General features: G+C 45.2%; 25 protein-coding genes. 20 read left to right on the top strand and 5 right to left on the bottom strand.

Going from position 1 to position 25,596, the window contains the following annotated elements; genetic code table 11:
• Positions 1–30 precede the first annotated feature (30 nt).
• From ACPD8L_RS03970 to ACPD8L_RS03955, 4 genes are all read left to right on the top strand, one after another.
• On the top strand, positions 31–516 hold the full coding sequence (locus tag ACPD8L_RS03970) for a lipocalin family protein (protein ID WP_293300711.1): 486 nt from the start codon (positions 31–33) through the stop codon (positions 514–516).
• A gap of 3 nt (positions 517–519) precedes the next feature.
• Positions 520–1,212, top strand: coding sequence for a YiaD family glycine zipper/OmpA-like lipoprotein (locus ACPD8L_RS03965; protein ID WP_116217712.1), 693 nt, complete (start codon positions 520–522; stop codon positions 1,210–1,212).
• 160 nt (positions 1,213–1,372) lie between these two features.
• Positions 1,373–1,705, top strand: a complete 333-nt coding sequence (locus ACPD8L_RS03960; RefSeq protein WP_293300705.1) for a hypothetical protein — start codon at positions 1,373–1,375, stop codon at positions 1,703–1,705.
• 108 nt (positions 1,706–1,813) lie between these two features.
• Positions 1,814–2,731, top strand: coding sequence for an EamA family transporter (locus tag ACPD8L_RS03955; RefSeq protein WP_293300703.1), 918 nt, complete (start codon positions 1,814–1,816; stop codon positions 2,729–2,731).
• A gap of 13 nt (positions 2,732–2,744) precedes the next feature.
• Here the strand turns inward: ACPD8L_RS03955 and ACPD8L_RS03950 are convergent, their stop codons facing one another.
• Positions 2,745–4,961 carry a carbohydrate binding family 9 domain-containing protein gene (locus ACPD8L_RS03950; RefSeq protein WP_423942054.1) on the bottom strand — a complete coding sequence of 739 codons (2,217 nt, stop codon included), beginning with the start codon at positions 4,959–4,961 and terminating at the stop codon, positions 2,745–2,747.
• A gap of 90 nt (positions 4,962–5,051) precedes the next feature.
• On the opposite strand from ACPD8L_RS03950, the gene ACPD8L_RS03945 reads away from it, so the two are divergent.
• Positions 5,052–5,609: a DUF4251 domain-containing protein gene (locus ACPD8L_RS03945; RefSeq protein WP_423942051.1), complete on the top strand. Its 558-nt coding sequence runs from the start codon at positions 5,052–5,054 to the stop codon at positions 5,607–5,609.
• Positions 5,610–5,684: 75 nt separating this feature from the next.
• The gene (locus ACPD8L_RS03940) at positions 5,685–6,884 is read left to right on the top strand and encodes a PQQ-dependent sugar dehydrogenase (protein WP_423942049.1); all 1,200 of its coding nucleotides are present in this window, start codon (positions 5,685–5,687) and stop codon (positions 6,882–6,884) included.
• A 14-nt stretch (positions 6,885–6,898) separates the two neighbouring features.
• On the opposite strand, the gene ACPD8L_RS03935 is transcribed toward ACPD8L_RS03940, so the two are convergent.
• Positions 6,899–7,087 carry a hypothetical protein gene (locus tag ACPD8L_RS03935; protein ID WP_293300695.1) on the bottom strand — a complete coding sequence of 63 codons (189 nt, stop codon included), beginning with the start codon at positions 7,085–7,087 and terminating at the stop codon, positions 6,899–6,901.
• Positions 7,088–7,678: 591 nt separating this feature from the next.
• On the opposite strand from ACPD8L_RS03935, the gene ACPD8L_RS03930 reads away from it, so the two are divergent.
• The 4 genes from ACPD8L_RS03930 to ACPD8L_RS03915 all read left to right on the top strand — a co-directional run bounded on the left by ACPD8L_RS03930 (position 7,679) and on the right by ACPD8L_RS03915 (position 15,161).
• On the top strand, positions 7,679–10,804 hold the full coding sequence (locus ACPD8L_RS03930) for a WD40/YVTN/BNR-like repeat-containing protein (protein WP_423942046.1): 3,126 nt from the start codon (positions 7,679–7,681) through the stop codon (positions 10,802–10,804).
• A 164-nt stretch (positions 10,805–10,968) separates the two neighbouring features.
• A complete protein-coding gene (locus tag ACPD8L_RS03925) occupies positions 10,969–12,186 on the top strand; it encodes a DNA cytosine methyltransferase (protein ID WP_423942043.1) in 1,218 nt (405 codons plus the stop codon).
• On the top strand, positions 12,183–14,516 hold the full coding sequence (locus ACPD8L_RS03920; protein WP_423942040.1) for an ATP-binding protein: 2,334 nt from the start codon (positions 12,183–12,185) through the stop codon (positions 14,514–14,516). Before ACPD8L_RS03925 ends, ACPD8L_RS03920 begins: the two co-directional genes overlap by 4 nt.
• A 9-nt stretch (positions 14,517–14,525) precedes the next feature.
• Positions 14,526–15,161 carry a hypothetical protein gene (locus ACPD8L_RS03915; protein WP_423942037.1) on the top strand — a complete coding sequence of 212 codons (636 nt, stop codon included), beginning with the start codon at positions 14,526–14,528 and terminating at the stop codon, positions 15,159–15,161.
• A gap of 15 nt (positions 15,162–15,176) precedes the next feature.
• Here the strand turns inward: ACPD8L_RS03915 and ACPD8L_RS03910 are convergent, their stop codons facing one another.
• Positions 15,177–15,797 (bottom strand): JAB domain-containing protein, encoded by a 621-nt coding sequence (locus ACPD8L_RS03910; RefSeq protein ID WP_423942035.1) that lies wholly within the window; start codon positions 15,795–15,797, stop codon positions 15,177–15,179.
• Between the two features lie 161 nt (positions 15,798–15,958).
• Between ACPD8L_RS03910 and ACPD8L_RS03905 the strand changes: the two genes are divergently transcribed.
• From ACPD8L_RS03905 to ACPD8L_RS03880, 6 genes are all read left to right on the top strand, one after another.
• On the top strand, positions 15,959–16,690 hold the full coding sequence (locus ACPD8L_RS03905; RefSeq protein ID WP_152130628.1) for a cysteine hydrolase family protein: 732 nt from the start codon (positions 15,959–15,961) through the stop codon (positions 16,688–16,690).
• Between the two features lie 182 nt (positions 16,691–16,872).
• Entirely contained in the window at positions 16,873–17,418 is a 546-nt protein-coding gene (locus ACPD8L_RS03900; protein ID WP_423942032.1) for a carboxymuconolactone decarboxylase family protein, read from the top strand.
• Between the two features lie 28 nt (positions 17,419–17,446).
• Positions 17,447–17,914, top strand: a complete 468-nt coding sequence (locus ACPD8L_RS03895) for a YHS domain-containing (seleno)protein (protein WP_421809447.1) — start codon at positions 17,447–17,449, stop codon at positions 17,912–17,914.
• A 62-nt stretch (positions 17,915–17,976) separates the two neighbouring features.
• On the top strand, positions 17,977–18,393 hold the full coding sequence (locus ACPD8L_RS03890) for a DUF1348 family protein (RefSeq protein ID WP_423942029.1): 417 nt from the start codon (positions 17,977–17,979) through the stop codon (positions 18,391–18,393).
• Between the two features lie 135 nt (positions 18,394–18,528).
• Positions 18,529–19,410, top strand: a complete 882-nt coding sequence (locus ACPD8L_RS03885; RefSeq protein WP_423942027.1) for a helix-turn-helix domain-containing protein — start codon at positions 18,529–18,531, stop codon at positions 19,408–19,410.
• 20 nt (positions 19,411–19,430) lie between these two features.
• Positions 19,431–20,012 carry a YdeI/OmpD-associated family protein gene (locus tag ACPD8L_RS03880; protein WP_421809444.1) on the top strand — a complete coding sequence of 194 codons (582 nt, stop codon included), beginning with the start codon at positions 19,431–19,433 and terminating at the stop codon, positions 20,010–20,012.
• Positions 20,013–20,029: 17 nt separating this feature from the next.
• On the opposite strand, the gene ACPD8L_RS03875 is transcribed toward ACPD8L_RS03880, so the two are convergent.
• Positions 20,030–21,259 (bottom strand): hypothetical protein, encoded by a 1,230-nt coding sequence (locus ACPD8L_RS03875; RefSeq protein WP_423942024.1) that lies wholly within the window; start codon positions 21,257–21,259, stop codon positions 20,030–20,032.
• Positions 21,260–21,420: 161 nt separating this feature from the next.
• Between ACPD8L_RS03875 and ACPD8L_RS03870 the strand changes: the two genes are divergently transcribed.
• The 4 genes from ACPD8L_RS03870 (at position 21,421) to ACPD8L_RS03855 (ending at position 25,294) form a co-directional block, all read left to right on the top strand.
• Entirely contained in the window at positions 21,421–22,521 is a 1,101-nt protein-coding gene (locus ACPD8L_RS03870; RefSeq protein WP_423942021.1) for a hypothetical protein, read from the top strand.
• 22 nt (positions 22,522–22,543) lie between these two features.
• Positions 22,544–23,614 (top strand): DUF2911 domain-containing protein, encoded by a 1,071-nt coding sequence (locus ACPD8L_RS03865; protein WP_423942018.1) that lies wholly within the window; start codon positions 22,544–22,546, stop codon positions 23,612–23,614.
• Positions 23,615–23,745: 131 nt separating this feature from the next.
• Positions 23,746–24,747, top strand: a complete 1,002-nt coding sequence (locus ACPD8L_RS03860; RefSeq protein ID WP_423942016.1) for a hypothetical protein — start codon at positions 23,746–23,748, stop codon at positions 24,745–24,747.
• A gap of 118 nt (positions 24,748–24,865) precedes the next feature.
• A complete protein-coding gene (locus ACPD8L_RS03855) occupies positions 24,866–25,294 on the top strand; it encodes an FKBP-type peptidyl-prolyl cis-trans isomerase (RefSeq protein ID WP_421809439.1) in 429 nt (142 codons plus the stop codon).
• Between the two features lie 56 nt (positions 25,295–25,350).
• Here the strand turns inward: ACPD8L_RS03855 and ACPD8L_RS03850 are convergent, their stop codons facing one another.
• The gene (locus tag ACPD8L_RS03850; RefSeq protein ID WP_423942013.1) at positions 25,351–25,563 is read right to left on the bottom strand and encodes a hypothetical protein; all 213 of its coding nucleotides are present in this window, start codon (positions 25,561–25,563) and stop codon (positions 25,351–25,353) included.
• Between the last annotated feature and the right edge of the window lie 33 nt (positions 25,564–25,596).

Raw genomic sequence — 25,596 nt, 5'->3', positions numbered from 1 at the left:
GTATATATGTAAACTTAAACTCCAATTCTTATGGTAAAACAATCATTTTTAATCATTGCACTGGCAGGACTTTTACTTACGTCTTGCTCCGTGTCCAAAAGCGCAAGAACGCAACGTAACTTATTTAGTGGCACGTGGATTTTGGACAACATCTCCTACGAGAACAATTCCGGAAATTTTAAATCCGTCATCTTCAATGATGCCGAAGATATCTGCTTTGAGGGAAGCCAATGGTTCTTCAGGGACAACAACAGTACCGGAAGATACACCATTAACCAAAGTACCCTCTGCCAAGGCGGAGACCGTTTTTTCAGATGGTCCGTAGTGGAACCCTCCCAGAACTACAGCAGTCAATTGCAGTTCAAGTTCATCGATGAAAACCGAAAGGACATTTCCGGAGGATATGGGTACCGATTGAACATCGTTAACCTTACGGAGCAGGCCATGACACTGAAATCCAATGTTTCGGTGGATGGACAGCCAGTAACCATAGTTTATGAATTCACAAAAAGCTAACACATGAAAAGAGTTATATTAAAAAGTACAACAGCAGTCTTGGCATTGAGCCTTATTTTAAGCTGTAATGCCGTAAAGAATGCCAATAATACCCAAAAAGGCGCCGCCATAGGTGCCGGTGGTGGAGCTGTGATCGGTGGAATCATCGGGAACAACGTAGGAAAAGGAAACACGGCCCTTGGTGCCATCATTGGTGCCGTAGTGGGTGGTGCTGCCGGTGGTTACATCGGTAACCGAATGGACCGACAGGCGGAACGTATCGAAGAAGAGATCCCCGGCGCAGAGGTAAAACGTGTGGGTGAAGGTATCAATGTTACCTTTAGCGGAGAAAACGGAGTATATTTTGATACAAACAAATCCGATATCAAAGGAGCTTCCGCAACTACCTTGGATAAATTGGCCGGTATTTTTAAGGAATATCCAAAATCCAACATTTTGGTGGAAGGACATACGGATAGCGCTGGAAGCGACGCCTATAACATGACCCTGTCTCAACAGCGGGCACAATCCGTAACCAACTACTTGATGTCCAAAGGGATTTCAAGCGGAAGGTTTACCACCAAGTGGTATGGAGAGACCCAGCCTATAGAAAGTAATGAGACCGCTGAGGGAAGGGCCCAGAACCGCCGTGTGGAGCTTGCCATTGTAGCTAGCGATGAATTAAAGGAAGAAGCTTACGAGCAGACCAAAAACTAGTAAGCCACTGTAATAGACCAAAGCCCGATGTATTGCATCGGGCTTTTTTTTGCTGCATGATGAGAATTAACACAAATTTGAAGTTTGTTTTAAGGTTTAAATGTAGGATAATCATTACCTTAAGGGAAGTTTTACAGACTCCTAAAAACTCCAAAATATCATGAGTGATATCCTTGAAAATAACACATATCAGATTCAGGAATTATTGGTGAGAATGGAGCGAAATAACAAATTGATTCAACGTCTTGCCCAAAAGCTGGGTTCCTATACCTGTGAACCCCATGACTATTCTTGTTTTGAGAAGTTATATGAGCTCAAGCGAAGCTTCAAGGAATATACCAATGACCAAAAGCGCATTATGGATAGCCTCAAACAGAAAAAGGGACAGTCCACAGAGGATTTGGATGGGGAAATTGAACATCATTTTGCGCACTTCAAGCAGTTGGAAAAGGATATAGCTGCCTATTTATTGGATACGGACAAGTATAGTTGATTTTCAGCACTCTACTTTAAAATTCACTTTCTTTATAAACTAAGCAGGGAAATGTTTCATACTCCTGCAAACATCCGTAATATTGTAGGGCGATAAACCAGTCTTGCAATGGGAAAATCCTCAAACTCCGCCCTAGTTATACTAGCTTTTTTTGCCATATATGTAATCTGGGGGTCCACATACCTTTTGAACAAGATCGCGGTCATGGAATTGCCCCCGTTTATGCTGGCCTCATGCCGATTTACCACTGCGGGACTGTTGATATTTGCCTTGGCAAGATCCATGGGCATTTCACTAAAGATCACCAAAAGACAATTGTGGAATACCATAATCGCAGGAATCCTTTTTCTGAGTTTTGGAAATGGGGTAGTGGTATGGGCGCTGCGGTATGTGGATAGCGGCTTTGCCGCCTTGGAAATATCCGCCCAGCCTTTGATCATTCTTTTGTTGATGCGCTTTTTGCAGGGCAAAAAAATTCAGCCCATGTCTTTGGTGGGAGTGGCCCTTGGTATTATCGGAATCTACTTGTTGGTAAGTCAAAAACAGATTATTGCCCAAGAAAGCTCCATTGTGGGGATGATCATGATATTTTTCTGTATGCTCAGTTGGGCCTATAGCAGTCTTTTTGTCTCCAAGGCCGATTTGCCCACCAACTATTTTGTGAACACGGGATATCAAATGTTTATGGCAGGTATTATTCTGGCACTGATGAGCTTGGGTTTTGGGGAGGAATGGATATCTCCGTTGGATTGGAGCGGAAAGGTACAATTGTCTATGGTATTGCTGATTGTTTTTGGAAGTATCGTGGCATTTACATCGTTCAACTATTTGTTGAAAGCGGTATCCCCGGAAAAAGTGGCCACTTCAACCTATGTCAATCCCATTGTAGCGTTGCTGTTGGGATGGTATTTTTTGGACGAGCAGATAACGCTTCAATCTGTCATGGCAGCCGCAATATTGTTGACGGGGGTGTATTTTATCAATACCAAAAAGACCTTGGCTATTTTTGAGCGCTTCAAACGATAAGATGTACCGCCATTTAATTCAATAGATCAAAACGGTGGGTATATTTAATGGTAAGGGTCTGATTGTCCACGGCATCGATCAAATCATCGTCCTTCACCACATTGAATACCACAAACAAACCGGTATTGGCATTCTGTAACCATCCAAAACGGGCATTCACCGAAGTGATGTTGGATACGTTGTTTCGCTGGATGAGGCTCTGGATAAAGATTCTGGGTGTGAAGGAATAGGAAAGCCGCAATCCGCCCACCAAGGCCGTTAGATCCCCGGTATCCAGTTGAATATCGCTATGGCTAAAGGTCAACGAACTGTTGAATCTATCCCCGACCCTGTATTTGGCCGTCCCGCTGTTGGTGATTTGGTGTCCATTGAAATAGCCCCCGATAATGGTTCGCGTGTCAAAAGAAAGTGCGTTGTTGGGATTGGTAGTGATTACAAGCTGCAACTCTTCATTTTCATAATTGCCCACGGGTACGGTGACATCCGAAATGGTAAAATCCTCCAACACCCGTTCCGTGGTAAAGTTGATGCCGGTATGGACCTCAAAACCACTCTTGAATACCCAGTGATTGTCCACATGCAGGAAACTGGTGATCAATTGGTCGTCAAAATTCCAGTACCCACGATAAGAGACGTGTGGACGTATCTCCAGCATTTGCCCCGCATTTTTAAAGCGATGGGCCTTAAAGACCAGAAATTCAGGTTTTCTAAAGGCAGTTCGTTGTAAAAAGCCCACTTCAGGGTTGAATCCTTCACCAACTTCGGTATATCCCGCATTGATGTTCCAACCACTCCACTCATAATTGCCCAATATCTTAAAGGCATGGTCCCCATTTTCAATGCCCGGGGTGACACTTTTGGCCACAAAACCATTGATCGTGGCCTTGTTCCCAATGCCCCATTTGCCATCCATGGCATAGACCCGATTGTAGTCATCGTCCATCTCACCCAGACCGGCCCGGTTGACAAAAATGCCGCCCAAGGAAGATCGTGTCCCTCCAAAGTTGTGGTTGACGCGGGCCACGGTAAAGTTGTTCTTTTCAATATTGGCCTCGACCACATCATCTGTGAACATGCTCAAAAACCCTACGTTGGTCTGTCCCACTTTTCCGGACAATCGTGCCCCGCCTATGATGGGGACCAAACTACCCTCTTCTCCGATACCGATGCGTCTGCTGAAGAACAGGTCCACCTCTCCGGGGCTTCCCACGCCAAACTGACCTGCATTTTCCAAGAAAAATGCCCTTTTCTCAGGAAAAAAAAGGTTGAAGCGGTCCAGGTTCACCTGTTGGTCATCCACCTCTACTTGGGCGAAATCCGTGTTATAAGTAAGGTCCAGCGTAAGACTGGGTGTAACACTATACTTGATGTCCGCCCCCGCATCAAAATGGGTGTCCGTTTCGTTGGGTGATACCGATTTATCGTTCACATACTGTCCCAGCACATAGGGAATCAGTTTCAGGTTGCCGGGATTTCTCAGGTTCAATCCGCTTAGGTTTCCGGCCAAGGACAAACGTTTCATGTCAAAGCCCAAGGGGAGGGAGGTCCAGTATGCGGTTTCGGTGTTTTTGCTGATGTTACGCTGAAAATTGAGTCCCCAAGTCTTGTCTTTGCCCGGCGCAAAGCGCAGGGATCGGAAGGGAATGGCAAACTCGGCACTCCAGCCATAATCACCCAATTGCGAGCGTACCTTCCAAGTGGCATCCCAATTCAGGTTGGTGCCCCCAATGACACCGCCCTGTTGCCGATTGGCATTATTGTTCCCCTTACCCTCATTGTCAATTTGGGCATCATATTCCATCCCTTGCGCATTGGTGCCAAAAAGAAAGCCATTTTGCCTATCATGGTAGGTGTCAATGATAAAAAGGAAACTATCCTCGTCGTTCAAGTCCGCATCGCGTCTAGAGTCCGAGACCACAATTCCTTTCGCATTCTTGTCGTAACAGACCACGGCCACATAAAAGGTAGTTGCCGTATATGCCACTCGTACTTCGGTCCGTTCCGAGACCGCTTCCCCGTAATTGGGTTTTATCTGTATCAAATCCGTTATGGCAGGAATGTTCTGCCATAGAGGGTCATTGATGATTTCGCCGTCCACTTGAGGGTCGGTTTCAAGTTCCGTGGCAAAATAAGTGGGCTTGTTATTTTGGGTCGGGGTTTGTTGTGATGACGCAAAAAAAACGCTCAACAGCGCTAAGACCACAAAGGGTTTTCCGAAGGCAATTTTCATAAAATGAGGTCTGGTTTGGTGTTAAATATACTCTTTAAATCGGAAATCTTTCAGGGATTGATTATTTTGTAAAGACCTTAAACCATTGCAATGAAGACGGTTATAAAATATATATTCGTGGTATTGATACTAGGGGCCGCAGGCTGTGCCTCCAACCCTGGGTCCAAAGTTTCGACTGCAGAATTGGAAGCATTGAACAACGCTATTTCACAAAAATCCATTGATATCACTGCTCGTTGGGCCAGACCCATGCCCGATCAGGCCTTGACCAGTATTGCCAATGCAGGATTGATTTCTCCCGGCAGCTCCATTAACCGTATAGACATTACCGGAAGTGGCAGTTACTTGCGGGTGGTTCAAGATAGCGTTATGGCGGACCTCTCTTATTTTGGTCAAAGGCAAATAGGGGGTGCCTACAATCCACGTAAAGGGGGAATCCATTTTAAGGGATTGGCCAAGGACTTCACTGTGGAACCTACCAAAAAGGGGGACGGATATACTATTCAATTTTCGGTAAACGAGGGAGTGGAGAACTATCAAGTGACCGCCCATGTGTTCCCATCCCAAATCAGTAATATCAGTGTTGTAAGCTCCCATAGGGGACCTATCTGGTATGATGGCACATGGGAGCCTTATAACCCGGAATAATTTACTCCTAGTCTTGAATTACATCTTTTTGTCATAGCTTTATGCAAGAAATCCATAGCACTTAAAAATAGCGTGATGAAATATTCCCAAGTACCCTACAAATTGATTCTTGCATCGGCCATTTCTTTTATGGTCTTCTCCTGTAATGGAAAAAAGGAGGAAACCAATGAGGAACAAGCCAATGACCAAACCGAACCAGAGGTTATCCACACACCTTCCGAATCCAGCTTGCCCTTGGAGTTGTTGAACCTCCCCGAAGGGTTTAGGATTGGCACCTATGCTGAGAATGTGGAGGGCGCCCGTTCCATGGCTATAGGGGACAAAGGGACTCTTTTTGTGGGAACACGTAATGAAAACAAGGTATATGCCCTGCAAGATCTGGACGGCGACCTAAAGGCCGAGAAGATTTTTGAGATCGCTTCCGATTTGGAACAGCCCAATGGAGTGGCGTTCAGGGATGGGTCTTTGTATGTGGCTGCGGTGAGCAAGCTCTTGCGTTATGACAATATTGAGGACAATTTGGCCAATCCGCCGGAGCCTGTGGTGATCTATGACGATTATCCCACAGAGTTCCATCATGGGTGGAAGTATATCGCTTTCGGTCCGGATGGAAAATTGTATGTGCCCGTTGGTGCTCCCTGTAACATTTGCGAGCGAAGCAGTGAGGACGAGCGCTTTGCCACCATTACCCGTATGGACGCTGATGGAACCAACCGCGAGATTTACGCCAAAGGTGTTCGGAATACCGTTGGGTTTACCTGGCATCCAGAAACAGGGGAATTATGGTTCACCGATAACAACCGTGACCTGATGGGGGATGACCTTCCTCCGGGAGAACTTAACCGGGTGATCGAGGCGGGACAACATTTTGGCTATCCGTACTGCCATGGTGGCACCGTGAAAGATCCCGAATTTGGAGACCAGCGCCCTTGCTCCGATTTTGTGGCACCCGCACAGGCCATGGGTGCCCATGTGGCCCCATTGGGGGTGAAGTTTGATACCGGCTCCATGTTCCCCACCGAATACAAGGGACATGCCTTTGTGGCCGAACACGGCTCGTGGAACCGGTCTTCCAAGGTAGGGTACAGGGTCACTTTGGTGAAATTGGAAAACAGCGAGGCCGTGAGCTACGAGCCCTTTATCGATGGGTGGTTGGACGAAGAGAAACAGGAGGCCTTTGGCCGTCCCGTGGACCTTTTGTTCATGAAGGACGGTTCCCTATTGATTTCCGACGATGTGGGCAATGCCATCTACCGGGTCACCTATCAGCAGTAACCTAGACAAAAAATTTAGGGATTGGAAGGGGTAAAATCCTCCATTTTCCATGTGCTTGATGGATTTCCCTCACTGGAGATTTCCAAAAACACATGGGAGGCTTTGCCATATCTGCTCCTGGATACAATACGTTCAATGGTATAGGTCCATTTGCCGTGCTCAAAGATGAACTCGGCCTTATCCTTTCCCTTGCTTTTTTTCATGCGTCCGTTTTTCAGGACAAAGCAGGGCAGTTCCAAGGAGCTTTTTGGCCTTCGCCAGCAACAGTATTGGATGTCGCCGTGCGGCTGTTGTGTTATGGCGATGGTAAATTGTAGGTTTCGGCACAGGATGAGTGTCCGTCTCGGGGTCGGGTCAGTAAAAGAAATGGCGATTATTTTAGGTTGATTTGGTTTAAGAGGAACGGAATCCGTCAGTGAGTATTGTCACTAAAGGATATTTTTCCTTTTCCAACTTGTTCCATGGATGAATCCAAAGATGTAGATGATGAGTCCAACACAAATAAGACAAAAAATTTGTAGGGTATTTATAGTTTCTAGAGTAGTCATTTTCCTAAATTTTTTGGAAAGCTAACAAAGTCATGGGGTATTGCGCACTCCCAATTGATGAATGGCCCGTTTTAATTGATGAATGACCCATTTGAATTGACGGAGGCATTATTCTGCGTTTCAAAACCCCAAAAATTCTTCATACTGGGGTAGCTTTTTGTCCCGCCAATTTGTTATTTTCATAACCTAGGTGTAAGAAAACCAACACCTTGCACAACGACTAATTCAAAATAGACCGACCTCAGCATGAAAAAACTCACTTTCCTTTGCTTGGCATGCCTATGCATGGCCCCCTTTTCCTTCGGACAGCGGAAAAGCACCACACCCAACATCACCGAATCCCTGTATGGCTCCATGGCCTACCGCAACATCGGCCCTTTCCGGGGCGGTAGGGTAACCACCGTTGAGGGGATTCCCAACGACATCTTTACCTATTATATGGGTGCCACGGGCGGTGGCCTCTGGAAAACCACCGATGGCGGCGCTACTTGGAACAACATTTCCGATGGCTTTTTCAACACCACGGGCATTGGTGATATCACCGTGGCCCCATCGGACCATAACATTGTGTATGTGGGCACGGGCGAATCCTGCATCCGTGGGGTAAAGACCTCCCATGGCGATGGCATGTACAAATCCATCGATGCGGGCAAGACCTGGAAACACATCGGCCTGGCCGAGACCCGTCATATCGGCGAGGTGTACGTACATCCCAAGAATCCCGATTGGGTCTACGTGGCCGCACAGGGCAACCCTTGGGGCAAGGACGAACACCGTGGCCTCTACCTCTCCAAAAACGGAGGGGAAAGCTGGGAAAAGATTTTATATGTAAGCGATGACTCCGGCATTGTGGACATGACCGTAAGTGATGAGGACCCCAATTTTATGATGGTCACTTCGTGGCAGTTCCAGCGCAAGCCCTGGGCGCTTACCAGCGGTGGACCCAACAGCAAGGTCTTCAAGACCACCGATGGCGGCAAGACCTGGAAAGAGACCGGCAAGGGCCTGCCCCAGCTTAAGGGCAAACTGGGCATCGACATATCGCCAGCAAACCCCAACATTGTGTACATGGTGGTAGAGGCCAAGGAGCGCGAGGGCGGGGTCTACCGTTCCGATGATGCCGGGGAAACCTTTAAACACACCAGCAACGATGCCACGACCTTCGCACGGCCGTGGTACTACATCCACGTGATCGCCGACCCCAACGACGAGGACGAAATCTGGGTCATGAACAGCTTCGCCATGAAATCCATTGATGGGGGCAAGACCTTTAGCGGGGAACCGTTCACCCATGTGGACCATCACGATATGTGGATCAACCCCAACAACAGCAACATTATGATCAATGCCAACGATGGCGGCGCGGCCGTCACCTACAACGGCGGCAAATCGTGGTCCAGCATCTACAACCAGCCCACCGGGCAGTTTTACCGCGCGTTGACGGACAACGGCCATCCGTACCGGGTGTACTCCGGCCAGCAAGACAACAGCACCATCGCCATAGACAGCCGGGTCATGGACGACGGCATTGGGGAGATGCACTGGGACGTGATGCGCGCCGGGGAATCCTCCACTGTGGCCCTGGACCCCAACAATCCCCGTTTTGTGTACTCCACCTATTTTGCCAGCAATTTTGTGGAGTGGGACCGCGATATCGACAATACCCGCATGGTGCGGCCCTATCCGGAGCGCATCAGTGGGGAGCAGCCCAAGAATCTAAAGCTTCGGGCCAACTGGAACGGTCCCGTGATCGTATCGCCCCATAACCCCAATGTGATCTATTACGGCTCGCAGTACGTGATGAAATCCACCGACCGTGGTGTCACTTGGGAGACCATCAGCGAGGACCTTACCCGGAACAACAAGGACCACCAAGGTGAGGGGGGAGGGCCCATCACCAATGAGCAGATCACGGCCGAGAGCTACAACAACCTCTTCAACATAGAGGAATCGCCCCTGCGCGAAGGGGTGGTGTGGGTAGGCTCCGACTGCGGGCTGGTGCACGTGACCCAAGATGGCGGAAAGACCTGGGCCAACGTCACCCCCAAAGGATTGCCCGAAGCCATCATCAATGTGGTGGAACCTTCGCCCCACGATGCGGCCACGGCCTACATTGCGGTGGCGGGCTACAAACTCAACAATTTTACCCCCATGATCTACAAGACCACCGACTACGGCGCCTCTTGGCAGAAGATCACAAACGGGCTTCCCGGCGACACCTTTGCGCGTAGCGTGCGCGAGGACCCGGACCGCAAGGGACTGCTCTATGCCGGGACCGAGACCGGGATGTACGTCTCCTTTACCGATGGCCAACAGTGGCTGCCCCTGCAGAACAACCTGCCCGAAGTGCCCATTACGGACCTCCGCGTGCAGCGCAAGGACCTAGTGGTGACCACCCAGGGCCGTGCCATTTGGATCTTGGACGACCTTACGCCCCTTCACCAGATCACCGATGCGGTGGCCGCGGCGGACCATTACCTGTACCAACCCCGCGATATCCATGCTGAGCTCTCCGTGGCCTACAGCATAGATGGCGGATATGGCCAGAACCCGCCCAAGGGCGTACAGCTACATTACCTGAACAACAAGGCCGTAGGGGAGGGCACCCCCATGGCGTTGGAGATCTTGGACGGCAACGGCACCGTGATCCATGCCGAGTATACCGATCGCTCCCGTACCGGTTGCGATACCTTGGTAAAGCCCCAACTGAAAAAGGGCCTTGGCGCCCACCGCTATAGCTGGAACATGAAAGTGGGCCGTTTTGACTGCCTTACCGAACTCCATACCACCAACCGCGACCTGAGCGCCTACGATGCCGCCCCCGGCAACTACCAAGTGCGCCTTACCGTGGGGGACCAGGTGCAGACCCGCAATTTTGCCATAACCGTGGACCCGCGGATCAAGACCAGTGTGCAGAACGTGGAGGCCGCCTATGCCGAGCGCGATGGCCTCTCCCGATCCATTTACGAGGCCGCCACCCAAATGGCCAAGGGCGTGCGCGACCTGCGGAAGATCAAACAGCAACTGCATTTTGTGCTGGGCGAGACCCAGGATGCCCAATTGCAGGAAAAGGGCAAGGCCCTGGACCAAGCCGTGGATGAGTGGATCGCGAAGATCTTGCAAAAGGAAATGCGCACCTACCAGAGCAATTATATGTTCGAGGCGCGGCTATTGATCAAGTTCAAGGATTTTTTGAACGAGATCGGACAGGGCAATTTGCCCGTGAGCCAGGGCATGCGCGATGTTACCCGTGACTATCTGGCGCAATGGACCGCCCTAAAGGGCGAGCTGCAACATATAAAGGCCCAAGACGTGGCCCAGTACAATACGCTCTTACAGGAAGCGGGGCTGCCGGAACTGTATTGGCCGTAACTAATTTAAATAATATGAATTGAGAAAAGGGAAGGCTGAAGGGTCTTCCTTTATTTTATCTACAAATTATTAAAAAATTACTGGTTCCATATCGAATTATTTGCGTAATTCCTTCTTTTTGACTAAGAACTATACTACTTTTATTGGTTTTTATAACCAACGGTATGAATTTTGTAGATTTATTTTCAGGTGCAGGTGGATTATCTGAAGGGTTTATAAATGCGGGTTTCAATCCTATTGCTCATATTGAAATAGATAAGCATGCTTGTAGTACACTCGAAACTAGGCTTGTCTATCATAAACTAAAATCTGAAAATAAATTAGATTGTTATTACGATTATCTTACCAGAGCTATTTCTCGAGAAAAGTTAGTTGAATCATTTGGAGATAAATTGTTAACAGAATCCGTGCTCAATATTGAAATTGGAGGCAAGAACAATAAGCATATTTTTAACAAGATTGATGAACTAGCAGGTAATAAGGAGATTGATCTTGTAATAGGTGGTCCTCCATGTCAGGCATATTCCTTGGTTGGAAGGGCTAGGGATAAAGAAGGGATGAAGGATGACCCAAGAAACTACCTTTATAAGGAATATGCAAAGTTTTTAAAAAACTACAGGCCTAAAATATTTGTCTTTGAAAATGTCTTAGGACTTATCTCTGCTGAAAAGGGGATGTATTTTAAAAACATGAGGGCATATTTCAAACGCGTGGGTTATAATCTGGATTATTCTATTCAACATTCGGAGAATTTTGGCGTTCTCCAGAAAAGAAAAAGGGTTGTTCTTATTGGTTGGAGAAAGGATATTGACTTTAAATATCCAGAGTTTCATAAAGTTGAACATGATTTTAAGGTTAGAGATATTTTATCCGATTTAAAATCTTTAAAACCAGGTGAAGAGAACAACATTTCTGAATATTCAACTGGGACTACTGATTATTTGCAAGAATTTGACATAAGAAATGGAGTAGATTTTGTTTCCCAGCACATAGCAAGGCCACATAACCAAAGAGATTTATCTATTTATGAAATTGCCATTAGAAAGTGGCAAAACAAAGAACGACTTAAGTATCCTGACTTACCGGAAAAACTAAAAACACATAAAAATCAAAAATCCTTTTTAGATAGATTTAAGGTTGTGGATGCAGAAGGTTTATCTCATACCATGGTGGCACATATAGCAAAGGATGGGCACCATTATATTTATCCTGACACGAAACAGGTACGATCATTATCTGTTAGAGAGGCAGCTAGAATCCAATCTTTTCCTGATGATTTTTATTTTGAAGGAGGAAGGAGTGCTGCTTTTAAACAGATTGGAAATGCTGTACCTCCTTTAATGGCAAAAAGTATCGCGGAATGCATAAAAAGGGATTTATGATAGAAGTACGAAGGCATTCATTTTTACCAGGAGCAAGGTCAATCATACAAATGGGTGAAGAACTTATCGGGCACCCAACTTCAGCAATAAATGAACTGGTTAAAAATGGATATGATGCAGATGCAATAAGTGTTGATGTTTATATCCATATCGAGCCTAGCGTCGAAGATTCATTTGTTATTATAAAGGATAATGGAACAGGAATGTCTTCAGATGTTTTGTTCGGTGAATGGTTGCAACCCTCTGTGAGTTCCAAAAGAAAGAAAACACATAGTGAGGTTTTTCAAAGAAAATTTTTAGGGAATAAAGGCATTGGAAGATTAGCTGCGATGGCATTAGGCCAAAGATTAACAGTGATATCGAAAACCGATGGATGTAATTTATATAATTGGCTAAGTCTTGATTCTAATCAATTTCATGAGGAAGTTTTGCTCAATAAAATTGACTTCCCTGGTGATGAAATAGGGGAGTATAAAAAATTGTTTGAGGAAGATGATTATCTCTCATTGAGAAATCAAGATAAAAATGAGGAGTTAATTTCATTTTTAAATTCTAGCCATTGTGGCCACTTTTTGGAAGGAACTATTATTGTCATCGAAAACATAGATTATAGCCTTCATAACTTAATGCTGGATGAATTTAGTAAAAGTGAAAATGATTTAAAGTTTGAAGATACTAGTATAATGAAATCGCTTGGCGTTTTAATTACACCGCTGGCCATGAATGACATTATACAAAGAGAGTTAATGGAAAAGGGTGTTTTGTCCAATAAAGTTTCGATTGCAAATGAAAAGAGCACTTTTGAACTGAATTTTGGAACAAATCTACTTGATGGAGATTCAAGCTATTTTTATTTACATCAAGTTACTGCATTAAGAATTTTAGATGGATATAGCTATAGGGCAATTGGAAAGATTGATAATGATGGTCATTTGAAAGGCTATTTCTATTTTAATAGAATAGAAGGCGAATCTTTCTCAGAGAATTTAGATTTCGACGTTTCCGATTATAATAAAGTAAAGTCAAAAAGGAAAGAAAAGATAGAAGTTCTTGAGTTGTCTGATGTTGATAGAAATAAGGATATTGGTGAGTTTATTTTTGATATAAGAATTTATGACAGGGAGAAAGATGCTATAGAAAAATTAGGTAGGTTGTTAAATTCAAATACATCAGAAACAAAGAAAACACTTTCTAATTTACTTGGACTTCGGATATCAAAAAATGGTTTTGGAGTGAAACCATATGGTGATATAGATGGAGTTCAAGATTGGCTTGGACTTGGCCAAAAAAGGGTTCAAGACCCAGGTAAAAATATTGGCCCAAACCTTGTTCTTGGTTATGTTTATTTGTATTCACCACAAAATGACGGATTGAAGGAGAAAACAAATAGGGAAGGATTTTATGAAAACAGGGCATTCAATCAACTTAAGGGTATGCTTTTGAGAACTATGCAAGAAATAGGACAATTAAGATACAATTATAGGTTGAATAAGAACTTAGGTAGACCTACTGTAAAATTCAATGTTAGGCCCGAATCTGAGGAATACTTAAAGTTTGTCAATGAGAATATTAAAAATACATCTATTCTTAATCGAACAAGGGATTTTATAAAGGAAACAAATTCTGCCTTAGATAATGCAGAATTTAGACTCACACTTGCCGAAAAGCTAGCTTCGTTAGGTAGTAGTTTGGAACTCTTATATCATGAGTTGGCGCAACCTATAACCATTTTAGGTGGAGCAGAATTGGCTATTCATGATTCTAGTGATGAAATACAGCCTGTTGAAATAAGAAATAGAGTTTTAATTCAATTAGATTTCATTTCAGAAGCAGTTGCTACATTAGATGACCTGAAAGATTCCTTAGAGCCTGCGATAGGAAAATCTGTCAGTAGAAAATTTAAACCATTAACTTCATTTTCTAAAGTGCTGAGACTTTACAAAAAAGATATAAGTGACCACAATATTACCATTGATATTGATCAATCTCTTCAAAATTATTTTATAGTGGATAATGAATATGCATTATGGATTTCTTTTTTGAATGTAATAAATAATGCGATTTTTTGGCTTAAAACTAATTCCAACAATGATAAAAGGATTCTCTTTAGTCTTGAAGGTGAAGATATGGTAATAAGTAACACAGGCCCTTTAATTGCTGAAGAAATTATTGATATTATTTTTGAATATGGTGTTTCTAATAAACCAGGGAAGAATAAAAGTGGTCTTGGATTGACATATACTAGAAGTATCCTTGAAAAAAATGATTGGTCAATATTCGCTGAAAACAGAGATTATGGGCCAGCATTTAGATTAAGGAAAAATATTTAATTGAAACGAATGGGAAAAATTTTAATCTATGATGATGAAGAGTCAATTGTTAGACAAATTAAGTCAAGTGTTCGAAGGTTGAGACTAGGCTTAGTTCCGATTGAATTTACTTCTTTGGATACATTGAGAGAATACATCTATTCTGAAGATAATTGGGACGATGTAAAAGCAGTAGTTTTTGATTTGGCTCAAAAGAAAGAGGAGGATGAAGGAATAATGGATTTTGAAATCTTAGAGGATATAAAATGGTGTTATTTGAACAGAAGAATACCAATTTTTATTCATAGTGCATATGCTGATCAATTAGAAGTGCTCAAACAGTATCCAACTGTTTTGTTGTTTAAAAAGGGTGGGCAGTCTATAAAATCTGTAAGGGAATGTCTTGAGTTATTTGAGAAGACAGGTTTTTTTGATTTATTCTGTGAGGGTCCTTTAATAAAAGATGTTGTGAACCAGTTGAATAAAGACTTAAAATGGGGTGACGAAAATGTTAAGAAAATTATTCATGAAGGATTTATTGATTCATTTAAAGGTGGAGATATTATTCAGGAATTAAAAGCATTATTGGACGGAGAAGATGTTAGTAGGCAAACATATCTTAAATATTTAGAACCTGTAGAGGAACAAATAAAGAATTTAAAATAATATTTTTGAGTTATTTTAAATCCCCCCAATAACCTTCATACTCAACCCCGTATACTTTTTAATGGTTTCGGGATCTACGCCATCAGCTTTCATCCTTTTAGCCGCCTCCTTTAACCCTTCTTTTTTCGCCCGCTTGCGTTCCGTTTCCAGTTTAAACTCTTCCAGTTCTTGGCGTTCGGGGCTGGTGATCTCAAACAGGCCGCTTTCGCTCAGTTTGTCCATAAGCCCCAGGTCCTTAAAGCTCACATAGCCCTCCTCGGTAATGATCAGGTGGTCCAGTACCTCGATCTGTAGCAGTTGGCCCGCCTTTAGCATATGGTCGGTAAAGATCAGGTCGGGGTCGGTCACCTCCAGCGCCCCGCTGGGGTGGTTGTGTACCATCACCAGCTTGTTGGCCAGTTTGTAGATCGCCATTCTAAAGACATCGGGAGGTTCGGCGGTAATGCGGTTCACCGCACCCAAGCTGATCAGCTCCACGAACATGATCTTGTTGATGTTGTTGAGCCCCACCACCCAAAAATGTTCCTGGTTGCGGCGGATCTTGTTCTCGCGCAGCAATACCTGCTGCATAATGCTGTAAATGTCCCTGGCGTTGAGCACTTTGATCTTTTGTTCCTTGGTGAGCCGTACGTTCATAATCTCAAATTATACAAGTTATACAAGTCTGCAATGTGCTGGCCAATGCGCCTTTGGAAAATTGTCCATTCAGTGGCGTGCATCGTCCATTTTTTGAGGTTATGGATCGCGTCAACTTTGTACCATCAAATTAAGTATAATAATTTTTAAGTACAAACACCATGAAAAATGTATTCACAACACTAGTAGTCTTTACTACAACCATTACAGGGCTTTTTGCCCAATTGCCAGAACCCGGTTTCATTATAGACGAGCATACCGCCATAGTGATCACCGACCCACAGAACGATTTCCTTAGCCCCGATGGCGTGGCCTGGGGTGCCGTGGGACAGAGCGTACAGGAGAACAACACCATTGAGAACCTGGAAACGATCTTTAAGTTGGGCGAAGAGCACAACATTCCCGTATTTGTTTCTCCCCACTACTACTACGAGCACGATCACGTGTGGAAGTTCGAAGGGGTCTTGGAAAAACTCATGCACAACATTACCATGTTCGATCGTGGGGACCAATTGAACGTGGAAGGTTTTGAAGGTTCCGGCGCCGACTGGTTGCCCCGCTACAAAAAGTACATCAACAAGGATAGGGTAGTGGTGACCAGCCCACACAAGGTTTTTGGTTCCGAATCCAACGACTTGGCCCTGCAACTGCGCAAACAGAAGATAGACAAGGTGATCTTGGCCGGAATGTCCGGTAACCTTTGTGCCGAATCGCACATGAGGGAACTTGTGGAGAACGGTTTTGAGGTTGCCGTGGTGGGCGATGCCACTGCTTCGGCCAAACTCCCCGGACTGGATGGCGACCAAGCTGCACAGACCAACTACAAAATGATCAGTAGCAAGGTATACACCACCCAAGAATTGGTGGGCGAGCTGAAAATGCATAAAAAATAAATTCTGTGTTTAGTGTGATGGTGCGGTTGGAAAGGGGCCAGACTTATGTCTGGCCCTTTGCTTTTGGCGCAAATGGACATTTCGGGAAAAATGTCCAAGAGGATGTGAAGTTTGTCCATTTTATCCCACGACCCCGCGCCGCAACTTTGTACCATCATTAATCCATAATAAAAAACAAGACTATGACACGTTTACAAGCATTGGAACCCAAGGAAACTACCGGACGGTCCAAAGAACTTTTTGACGGTATCCAGAGCAAATTGGGCATGGTGCCCAACATGATGCGCACCATGGGAAATTCCCCAGCCGTTCTGGAAGGCTACCTGAACCTGAGCGATGCCTTGGGCAAAGGAAGCCTAGGCGGAAAATTGGGAGAGCTTATCGCCTTGGCGGTAGCGGAATCCAACACCTGCAACTATTGTTTGTCCGCACACTCCTTTATCGGGGAAAAATTGGTGGGCATTGACACCACCACCTTGGAAATGGCCCGCGAAGGGAAGAACAAAGATCCCAAGATCGCCGCAGCACTCTTTTTTGCCAAAACTTTGGTGGAAAAACGCGGTAGGGTAAGTGCCGAAGATGTAGCCGCCGTTAAAGCTGCCGGCCATTCGGATGGTGCCGTGGGTGAGATCGTGGCACATGTGGCCCTGAACGTCCTTACCAACTATTTCAACAACACCGCCAACACCGATATCGATTTTCCGGTAGTGGAGGCACAGACTGTTTAATCACGCAAATCAAATAAAAACAAGAATCATGAAAACAATTAAAAATGTAATTCTATTGGGATTGGCCCTTGTATGGGGAGCCCTTGCCCAAGCACAGATCGATCCCGTAAACGCAGATGGTTTGGCCATTGGCGGATACGATGTGGTGGCCTATTTTTCCGGAACGCCACAAAAAGGGACCAAGGCCCATGCGGCCAAGCACAACGGGGCAACCTATTATTTTGCCAGCAAGGCCAATAAGGACGCCTTTACCAAATCGCCCAGCAGCTATTTGCCCGAGTTTGATGGGTACTGTGCCTGGGGAGTAGGCGAAAAACAAGCCAAATTCCCTATCAATCCAGAGACGTTCGACATCATCGATGGAAAACTGTATCTGTTTTTCAATGGCGATTTCAACGGGAAACCTTTCAACACCTTCCCAGATTGGAGCAACCGCACCACCCAATTGGAAAAAGCGGCACATGCCAACTGGCCCAAGGTCAAGAACAGCAAATAATTTTTAGGGGCAGGTCGATGTTTTTCGGGCTGCCCTTTTTTCAACACACAAAAACACGCACAATGACACAAGAGAAAAAATTTCCGTTGCCTCCCTTTACCGAGGAAACGGCCCAAGAAAAAGTACAATTGGCAGAAGATGCCTGGAACAGCCAAGACCCCGAAAAAGTGTCCAAGGCATACACCGTGGATACCGAATGGCGCAACCGCTCCCAGTTTGTAAATGGGAGGGAAGAGGTGGTCGCCTTTTTGACCGATAAGTGGAAAAAGGAAAAAAATTACAAATTGAAGAAAGAATTGTGGGCCTTTACCGACAATAAAATAGCAGTTCGTTTTGAATACGAATACCAAAATGCCGAAGGAGCGTGGTTTCGCGCGTACGGGAACGAGAACTGGGAGTTCAATGAACATGGATTGATGCAGAAACGCTACGCGAGCATCAACGACCTGCAGATCACCGAAACCGAACGACGATTATAGTCAATAAAGGTTTGTCAGGTCGAGCGCAGTCGAGACCTCATTTAAGCAGTTGGGACTGAAGACTTCTCGACAGCTCCTTCGACTGCGCTCAGGATGACAGCTCGAAGTGACATATTCAATTTGTAAAACCAAAAAATGGACATCTACAATACCAACACGCTCATCAACGAACAGACCGGGAACCTTGCTTTTAAACTTTCCAGTTTTGAGGACGATTGCCAGTTCTGTTCCCTCAACCGATTCAATTATTATTCCTTGATCTGGATAAAAAAGGGGAGTGGCACCGCCCAAATAGATTTTACGGAGTTCGATTTTACACCCGATACGATGTTTGCCCTAACGCCCTATCAACCTTTTACTCTCAAGGAAAAAGATAAATTAGAGGGTGTGGTGTTGAATTTCCATCCAGATTTTTTCTGCATCCATAAACACAACGAACAGATTGCATGCAACGGGGTGTTGTTCAACAACATTTACAGTCCGTCCTATTTCTGCGTTACCGATGATACCCGCGGGGAATTTGAAATGATCCTTTCCCAGATGAAATCTGAAGTACGGAAAGCAGATCTGGCCCAATACGAGCTATTGGTCTCCTATCTGAAGATATTCTTGATAACGGCTTCACGGTCCAAGGCCAAACAACAACCGGAATCCTTGCAGGACACCCCCGATGAAAAGGAACCCTTTATCCTTCAAAAATTGAAGGACCTTATCGAGACCCACTTCAAGAGCAAACACTCTGCAGGGGAGTATGCAGATATGCTGAACATCAGCCCCAAGGCGTTGGCCAAGATGACCAAGAACCACTTTAACAAGACCATGACCAACCTTATTTCGGAACGCATTGTCATTGAAGCCAAGCGGGAACTCTACCTCACCGATAAATCCGTCAAGGAAATTGCCTTTGATTTAGGGTATGATGACGAGCACTATTTTAGTCGGTTTTTTAAGAACAATGCGGAGATATCGCCCAAGGTTTATCGTGATACTGTAGGCTTTGCCCGGGCCATGGCCTAAGATTTGGTATATTGCGCAGCATGAATCCAAAAGTCGATTTCTTTTTTGAGAAAGATACCCCATGGCAATCAGCTTACAAGCAATTACGGAAAATTATCTTGGATTGCGGATTGATTGAAGAACTGAAATGGGGCGTTCCATGCTACACCCATAATGGCAAGAACGTGGTGTTGATCCACGGGTTTAAGGACTATTGCGCACTGTTGTTCCACAAAGGTGTACTATTGAAGGACGCCGAAGGAATTCTTGTCCAACAAACCGAAAACGTACAATCCGCACGGCAAATTCGGTTTACGGGAGAAGCACAGATCCAAGAAATGAAACCTATCCTAAAAGCGTATCTGTACGAAGCCATTGAAGTGGAAAAAGCGGGGTTACAGGTAAAGTTGAAAAAGACCTCAGAATTTGAAATGCCCGAAGAGCTTCAAACCAAACTGGACACGGATACCGAATTCAAAACTGCTTTTGAAGCCCTCACCCCAGGGCGACAACGGGGTTATATGCTCTATTTTTCCCAACCCAAACAGTCCAAGACCCGCATATCCCGGATTGAAAAAAGTTTTCCAAAAATTTTGGATGGGAAGGGATATAATGAGCGGTAGACTTATTGAAAAAAAGGTCAATTAAAATCCTCATCAATAATCACTTTATCCGTGAGTAGATCTTGCAAATGCACTTTGGCCACTTCCCCCGCTCCTAAAAACTGGAATCGCATGCCCGCAATGTCTCCCATGGATTCGTTGTAGTTTCCAGTAAAAATGGGTTGGCCCTCAAGGAAGACGGTCAACTGCTTTTCCTGTACTTCAAGGGTAAGGTTCTTGAATTCGGACAGATCCACACCAAGACTGGACAGGTCGTGCTTTTTGCCACTGAGGTACACATCGCTCATCATCACCCCAATTTCCGAGACACAGCCAGGAATGGAGGTGCTGATCACCATACTGCTCTTGGTACCCAAAATAATGATCTGGGTTTTTTGGCAGACGGCCCATTTTTCGTGATAACTGTTTTTCAAACGGGTGGTGAGCCTAAAATTGTCCCCGGAAATGGCCCCAAAATCATCCACTATATGGAAGGTTGATGAAATGGGCTCGTCGCTTGCCTTTATTTCTTCCAATAGGGAAGGAGCGAATGCCAATTTACCTTGTAGGATATCCTTTTCATCTACATACTTGGGAATGGGTTCGTAATCCACAGTGCCCAACCACCCTTCGGACTTGATGAACAGGTCGTGTTGCTTAATGGCTTTGCCATCAACCACCAACTTGGCCCTAAAATACCCGGGATAATAGTATTGCCCCGTGGCCTGTTTCTGTCCCATTTCCAATGTAATGGTCTTGGTGGGGTCCCAAAACTGCTGAATGTAGATACTATCCGATTGGATGGAATCGATATCCAAATCAAAGACCACCGAGTTGGGAAGGCCTTTGGCGAGAGGCCTACTGTTGAAGTATACACCGGAGGTGTTGAGTTCCGTATCGGGTTGGGAGCCTTTTAAAGAATAGAAAGAGATAAAGACCACCGCCATTACCGAAGCGGCCAACATAATAATGCCCAGATTGGAATTCACTTTACTCAGCACTGAGATCTTTTTGGAGTCCTTGTTCTTGTTCTTGTTCTTGTTCTTGAAATCCCTCCAATTTTCAAAACCCGCAAACTGGGCCAAGGTGTTCAACGTAGTGATACTCGGGGCACTTTTGTAGTTCACTTTTCCCCAAACACGCTTCAGGGTAGTGGGGCTCAAAAGGACTTGGGTTTGGTTTTGGATTTTTTCGCTCAATTCAGAAAAGACATCGTTGTGCCAATGTTCGGAAGGCCCCCAACCAAGGCTTTGTTCAATTTGGGACAAACATTTTTGCACTAATGGATACTCCGGATACATAGGCGAATATTCTTCTATTGCAAATGTTGGAAAAAATCCGATACATGAACCATAATGAATCAACTTGCACGGGATTGTTTCCGCAAAAACAAAGGAATACGGGACCTTTCGGCCATAAATCATTCATCATGAAAAAAGCGAGCATTATCATCATAGCCCTTTTGGGCTGTTTTTTGGGGAAAGCCCAAGACATTATTCCTTTGGATACCATCAATTGGAACTTTGAAGCGGAGTCCTATATTTTGGAGGAGTTTAAGGGCAAAAAGTCCATTTACCTGCAAGGGGGGTCCATCATCCTAAAAGATGGCGATTTTTTGAACGGCACCATTGAGTACGACATCTATTTAAAGGAAGTTCAAGCCTTTCCGGGGGTCTATTTTAGGATGAACGGCAATGATGCCGAACACTTTTACATTCGTCCACACCAAGCGGGCAATCCAGATGCCAACCAAGCCATTCCCTTGACAAATGGGATTTCCCCGTGGCAGTTGTACTATGGTGAAAAGTATGCCTTTCCCTATGAATACAAATACGATGATTGGACCCATGTGAAACTGGTGGTCCATGAAGACAAGGCCCAAGTGTTTCTGGATTATTCAGAGGAACCGAACCTTTCTTGGCAATTGTTCCATGAACCCGTGGAGGGCGGCATCTCGTTGAATGGCGGAAATGCCCAAGGCATGCATCTGGCCAACATCAAAATTGATAGGGCCAAGCACGAACTCAAGAATTTTAAGCCCTTGGACCGCAAGCCCATTGAAGGACTTGTTCCGAAGTGGCAGCTCTCCGATAAGTTCGAGGAACAATTGTTGGATGATCATTCCAAAATCCCACAAATCATTGCCGACAGGACTTGGGGTGAATCCGTCGTGGTAGAAGAAGGTACGGCCGCCAATATTTCCCGAAAAGTGGAACGCTTCAATGATACCCCCGGCAACACTGTATTTGCCAAAATTGAGCTGGACGCCACATCGGATATGACCAAACTCTTTGAGTTTGGCTACAGTGATAGGGCAGTGGTTATCCTTAATGGCAAACCCATTTATAAGGGCAACAATAGATACCGTTCCCGGGACTATCGCTATTTGGGCACAATCGGTCTCTTCGATGCGGCATATCTCCACTTGAGAAAAGGAAAGAATACACTTTTACTGGCCGTTTCAGAGGATTTCGGCGGATGGTTGGTCACCGGGAGATTTGTGGATACCAAAGGATTGAAAATACAATAACACATCAAAAAAACGATAAAAAATGAACCTACGATTTCTAGTAATCGCATTAAACTTTGTAGTAATAAGTTGCCATATGGCCTTGGCCCAAGATATGTTGGTGGCCACAAAGGTCAGCCAGCGAGCCAGCATCATGCAGCGAATCGGCACAACCGATGTAACCGTGACCTACAACAGTCCGGCTGCAAAGCAGCGCAAGATTTTTGGCGGCATCGTACCCTATGATTTTGTGGTCGATGGGGTAGAATACCCTTGGCGTGCCGGGGCCAACGAGAATACCACCATTACTTTTACCCATGACGTAACGATACAGGGAAAACCCCTTGCCAAAGGCACCTACGGATTGCACATTTTTGTGCGGGATGGGGAGTGGACCTATATTTTTTCGAAGAACCATGAAAGTTGGGGAAGTTTCAGTTATGACCCCAAAGAGGATGCCCTTCGGGTTACCGCAACACCTGAACCAAGTGAATACCGGGAATGGCTCACCTATGAGTTCACCACAAGGGAGGCCGAAGAAGCCGTTTTGGAATTGCAATGGTCCACAGTGAAATGTGGAATTACCATCGGCACGGATGTTACCGCCAATGTACTTTCCGATTTAAAATCAAAGGAAGAGAAAACCTCTGATGACTACATCAAATTGGCACAATTGACCTTGACCCAAACCAAGAATGTGGATGCGGCCTTACACTATGCCGAAAAATCCATTGCCATGGGAGAGGAGTTCCGTAACCTGATGTTGAAATCCGAACTCTTGGCCCAAAAAGGAATGTCGCAGGAAAGTAAGACTTACGAGCAGAAAGCATTGGAAGTGGGAGAGGGCTTTCCCTATTTTTACTACTACCCTCTGAGTTTTATGCTATTGGAGGGCAATCCTGAAAAAACCTTTGAAATTTTGTCCGAAATGCTCCATAAAAATCCCAATAATTGGATTGCCAACCTGGCCATGGGAGAATACTACATCAAATTAAAAAACCAAGAGAAGGCGACCTATCATTTTGGGAAGGCCCATGAGTTTGCTGGGGAGCGGTCCAAGCCCTATGCCCGTTACATGTACCTCTCCAATACGTTGATATTGGATAGGATGTAGCGGTACTGATCGTGGGTCATATTGATTTTTGCGGAAATAAGGCAGGGTCTGGTCCGGATGGCTTCCGTAGTTTTCCTATATTTATGGACTCCCCCAGACACCTATTTGTTGTAGCCCAAAAATATATTGAAATGCGGAACAAGATTGCCTTTTTTCCATTGTTGACCCTATTTTTTTTATGGATAAGCCTTACCTCATTCCTTCCAAAAACAGAAGATGAACCCAATTTGGACGGACAGTCTTTGGTGTTCAATACCGATGGATTGTACTTTGCCGAATTTTACGATTACATTTTTCGGGGTCATTTTGAAAGTGTGGACATCAAAAGGGAAGATGTGATGTTTCCCACCATCTTTGGGGAGTATCTCAAAACCTTTGGCGCCCAATGCCCCAGTGCGTTGCCAGCGGATAAGGTGGAAATCATGAAATGGGTCTGTGCAAGGGAACAGGTAACCACCAACGGATACGGAATAGAGACCAGCCGGGTCTGTATAGATTGGGAGCTGGTGGGAACTGGCTTGTATGCACGCCGCGATCTGTACCACGCCAAACTGGTCGTGGAAAAAATTCAAAGCGACGATGCACTACGCACTACTTTGACCATGATGACCGACCCCAATGCCATGGGGAATTCGCTGGACATGGTACACAGGGCGAAGGGGCTACAAAACGATATGGCACAGATTTTTTCCTTGAATCCCTGTAACAGTGCCGGTTTGCGCCGTTTTGAGGAAAACCTGAAACGCTTTGCTTTGAACGAGCCTGCCATTCGGATGAAAGGTGCCAGTAAATATACTTTGATGAAGGAGTCGGGAGGTCCTACGGGAGCGCAGGATTTGGGAGAATTAGTGGAAGACCTCGTTGCCGATCAGGCCAGGACATGGGCCTTTAACCGGTTTGAGGCGGGGAGCATTTCCGGGGTAAGCACTTCTGAGGACGGACAGGGGAGGCCCAGGGAGCTCAGGGCCAACTATCGGTTTCGGGGATTCAGTGGCAGCAGTGCGGGCTCTGTGCGGATTGTTTTTGAGAATGGTCTGCCCAAGTGTATCTATTTCTTTGATTTCCCCCAAAACTGTAAGACCCCCAACAGTGGTATTTTGGCCGCTTATGCACAGGGGAAATACGCAAGGTAGGGTGTGAATTGGGATGGGCAGAACCCATTTGGACAAACCAATGCCCAACTTCTTCGTTCAACCATTTTATACCTCATATATTTGCAACGTTTTGATTATAAAACTGTAAACCAAAATTATGAGTAAAGTAAAAGAGAACGACACGGTAAAAGTCCATTATACCGGAAAACTGACCAATGGGCAAATTTTTGACAGCTCGTTGCAAAGGGAACCTTTGGAAGTGGCCTTGGGACAAGGTCAGCTTATCCCCGGGTTTGAAAAGGGACTTATTGATATGGCCGTGAATGAAAAGAAAACCATAACCATAGCCAAGGAAGAGGCCTATGGAGAGGTCAATGAATCGCTTTTTCAAAAAATATCCAAATCCCAATTGCCCGAAGATATCAAACCCGAAGTGGGAATGGGCTTGGTAGGCTCCAATGCCGATGGACAGCAACAGCAGTTCCGAGTGGCAAAGGTGGAAGCCGATGACATTATCTTGGACGGGAACCATCCTTTGGCCGGGCAAGACTTGGTGTTTGATCTGGAATTGGTTGAAATACTTTAGAAGACAACACCGCATAGTTACAACGTCTTATTCTTTTGGGTAAGGCGTTTTTTGTTTTATGCACCATGGATTTTTAGAACAGCCTCCTTAAGTTCCATGAGTACGTGGCAGGTGTTCTGCCGTTCCAATTCTGAAAAGGCATCTATGGACAGGTAGTGGAACATGTAAACGGCCTTGTCCAGCCATTGGGCAAAGGAAAGGAGATTGCCCTCGTGGCATTCTTCAAAGTAGGCGAGGAGGGGGTGTAGGTCATCTGGATTTAAGCTCATTTTGGATGATTTTTCGATTCGGGATGGCTTAAA

Origin of the sequence: Flagellimonas algicida (genome assembly GCF_049629585.1) — a bacterium.
Classification (GTDB): domain Bacteria; phylum Bacteroidota; class Bacteroidia; order Flavobacteriales; family Flavobacteriaceae; genus Flagellimonas.
The sequence above is the reverse complement of the archived record's forward strand: the minus strand, read 5'-3'. Positions and strand labels throughout refer to the sequence as shown.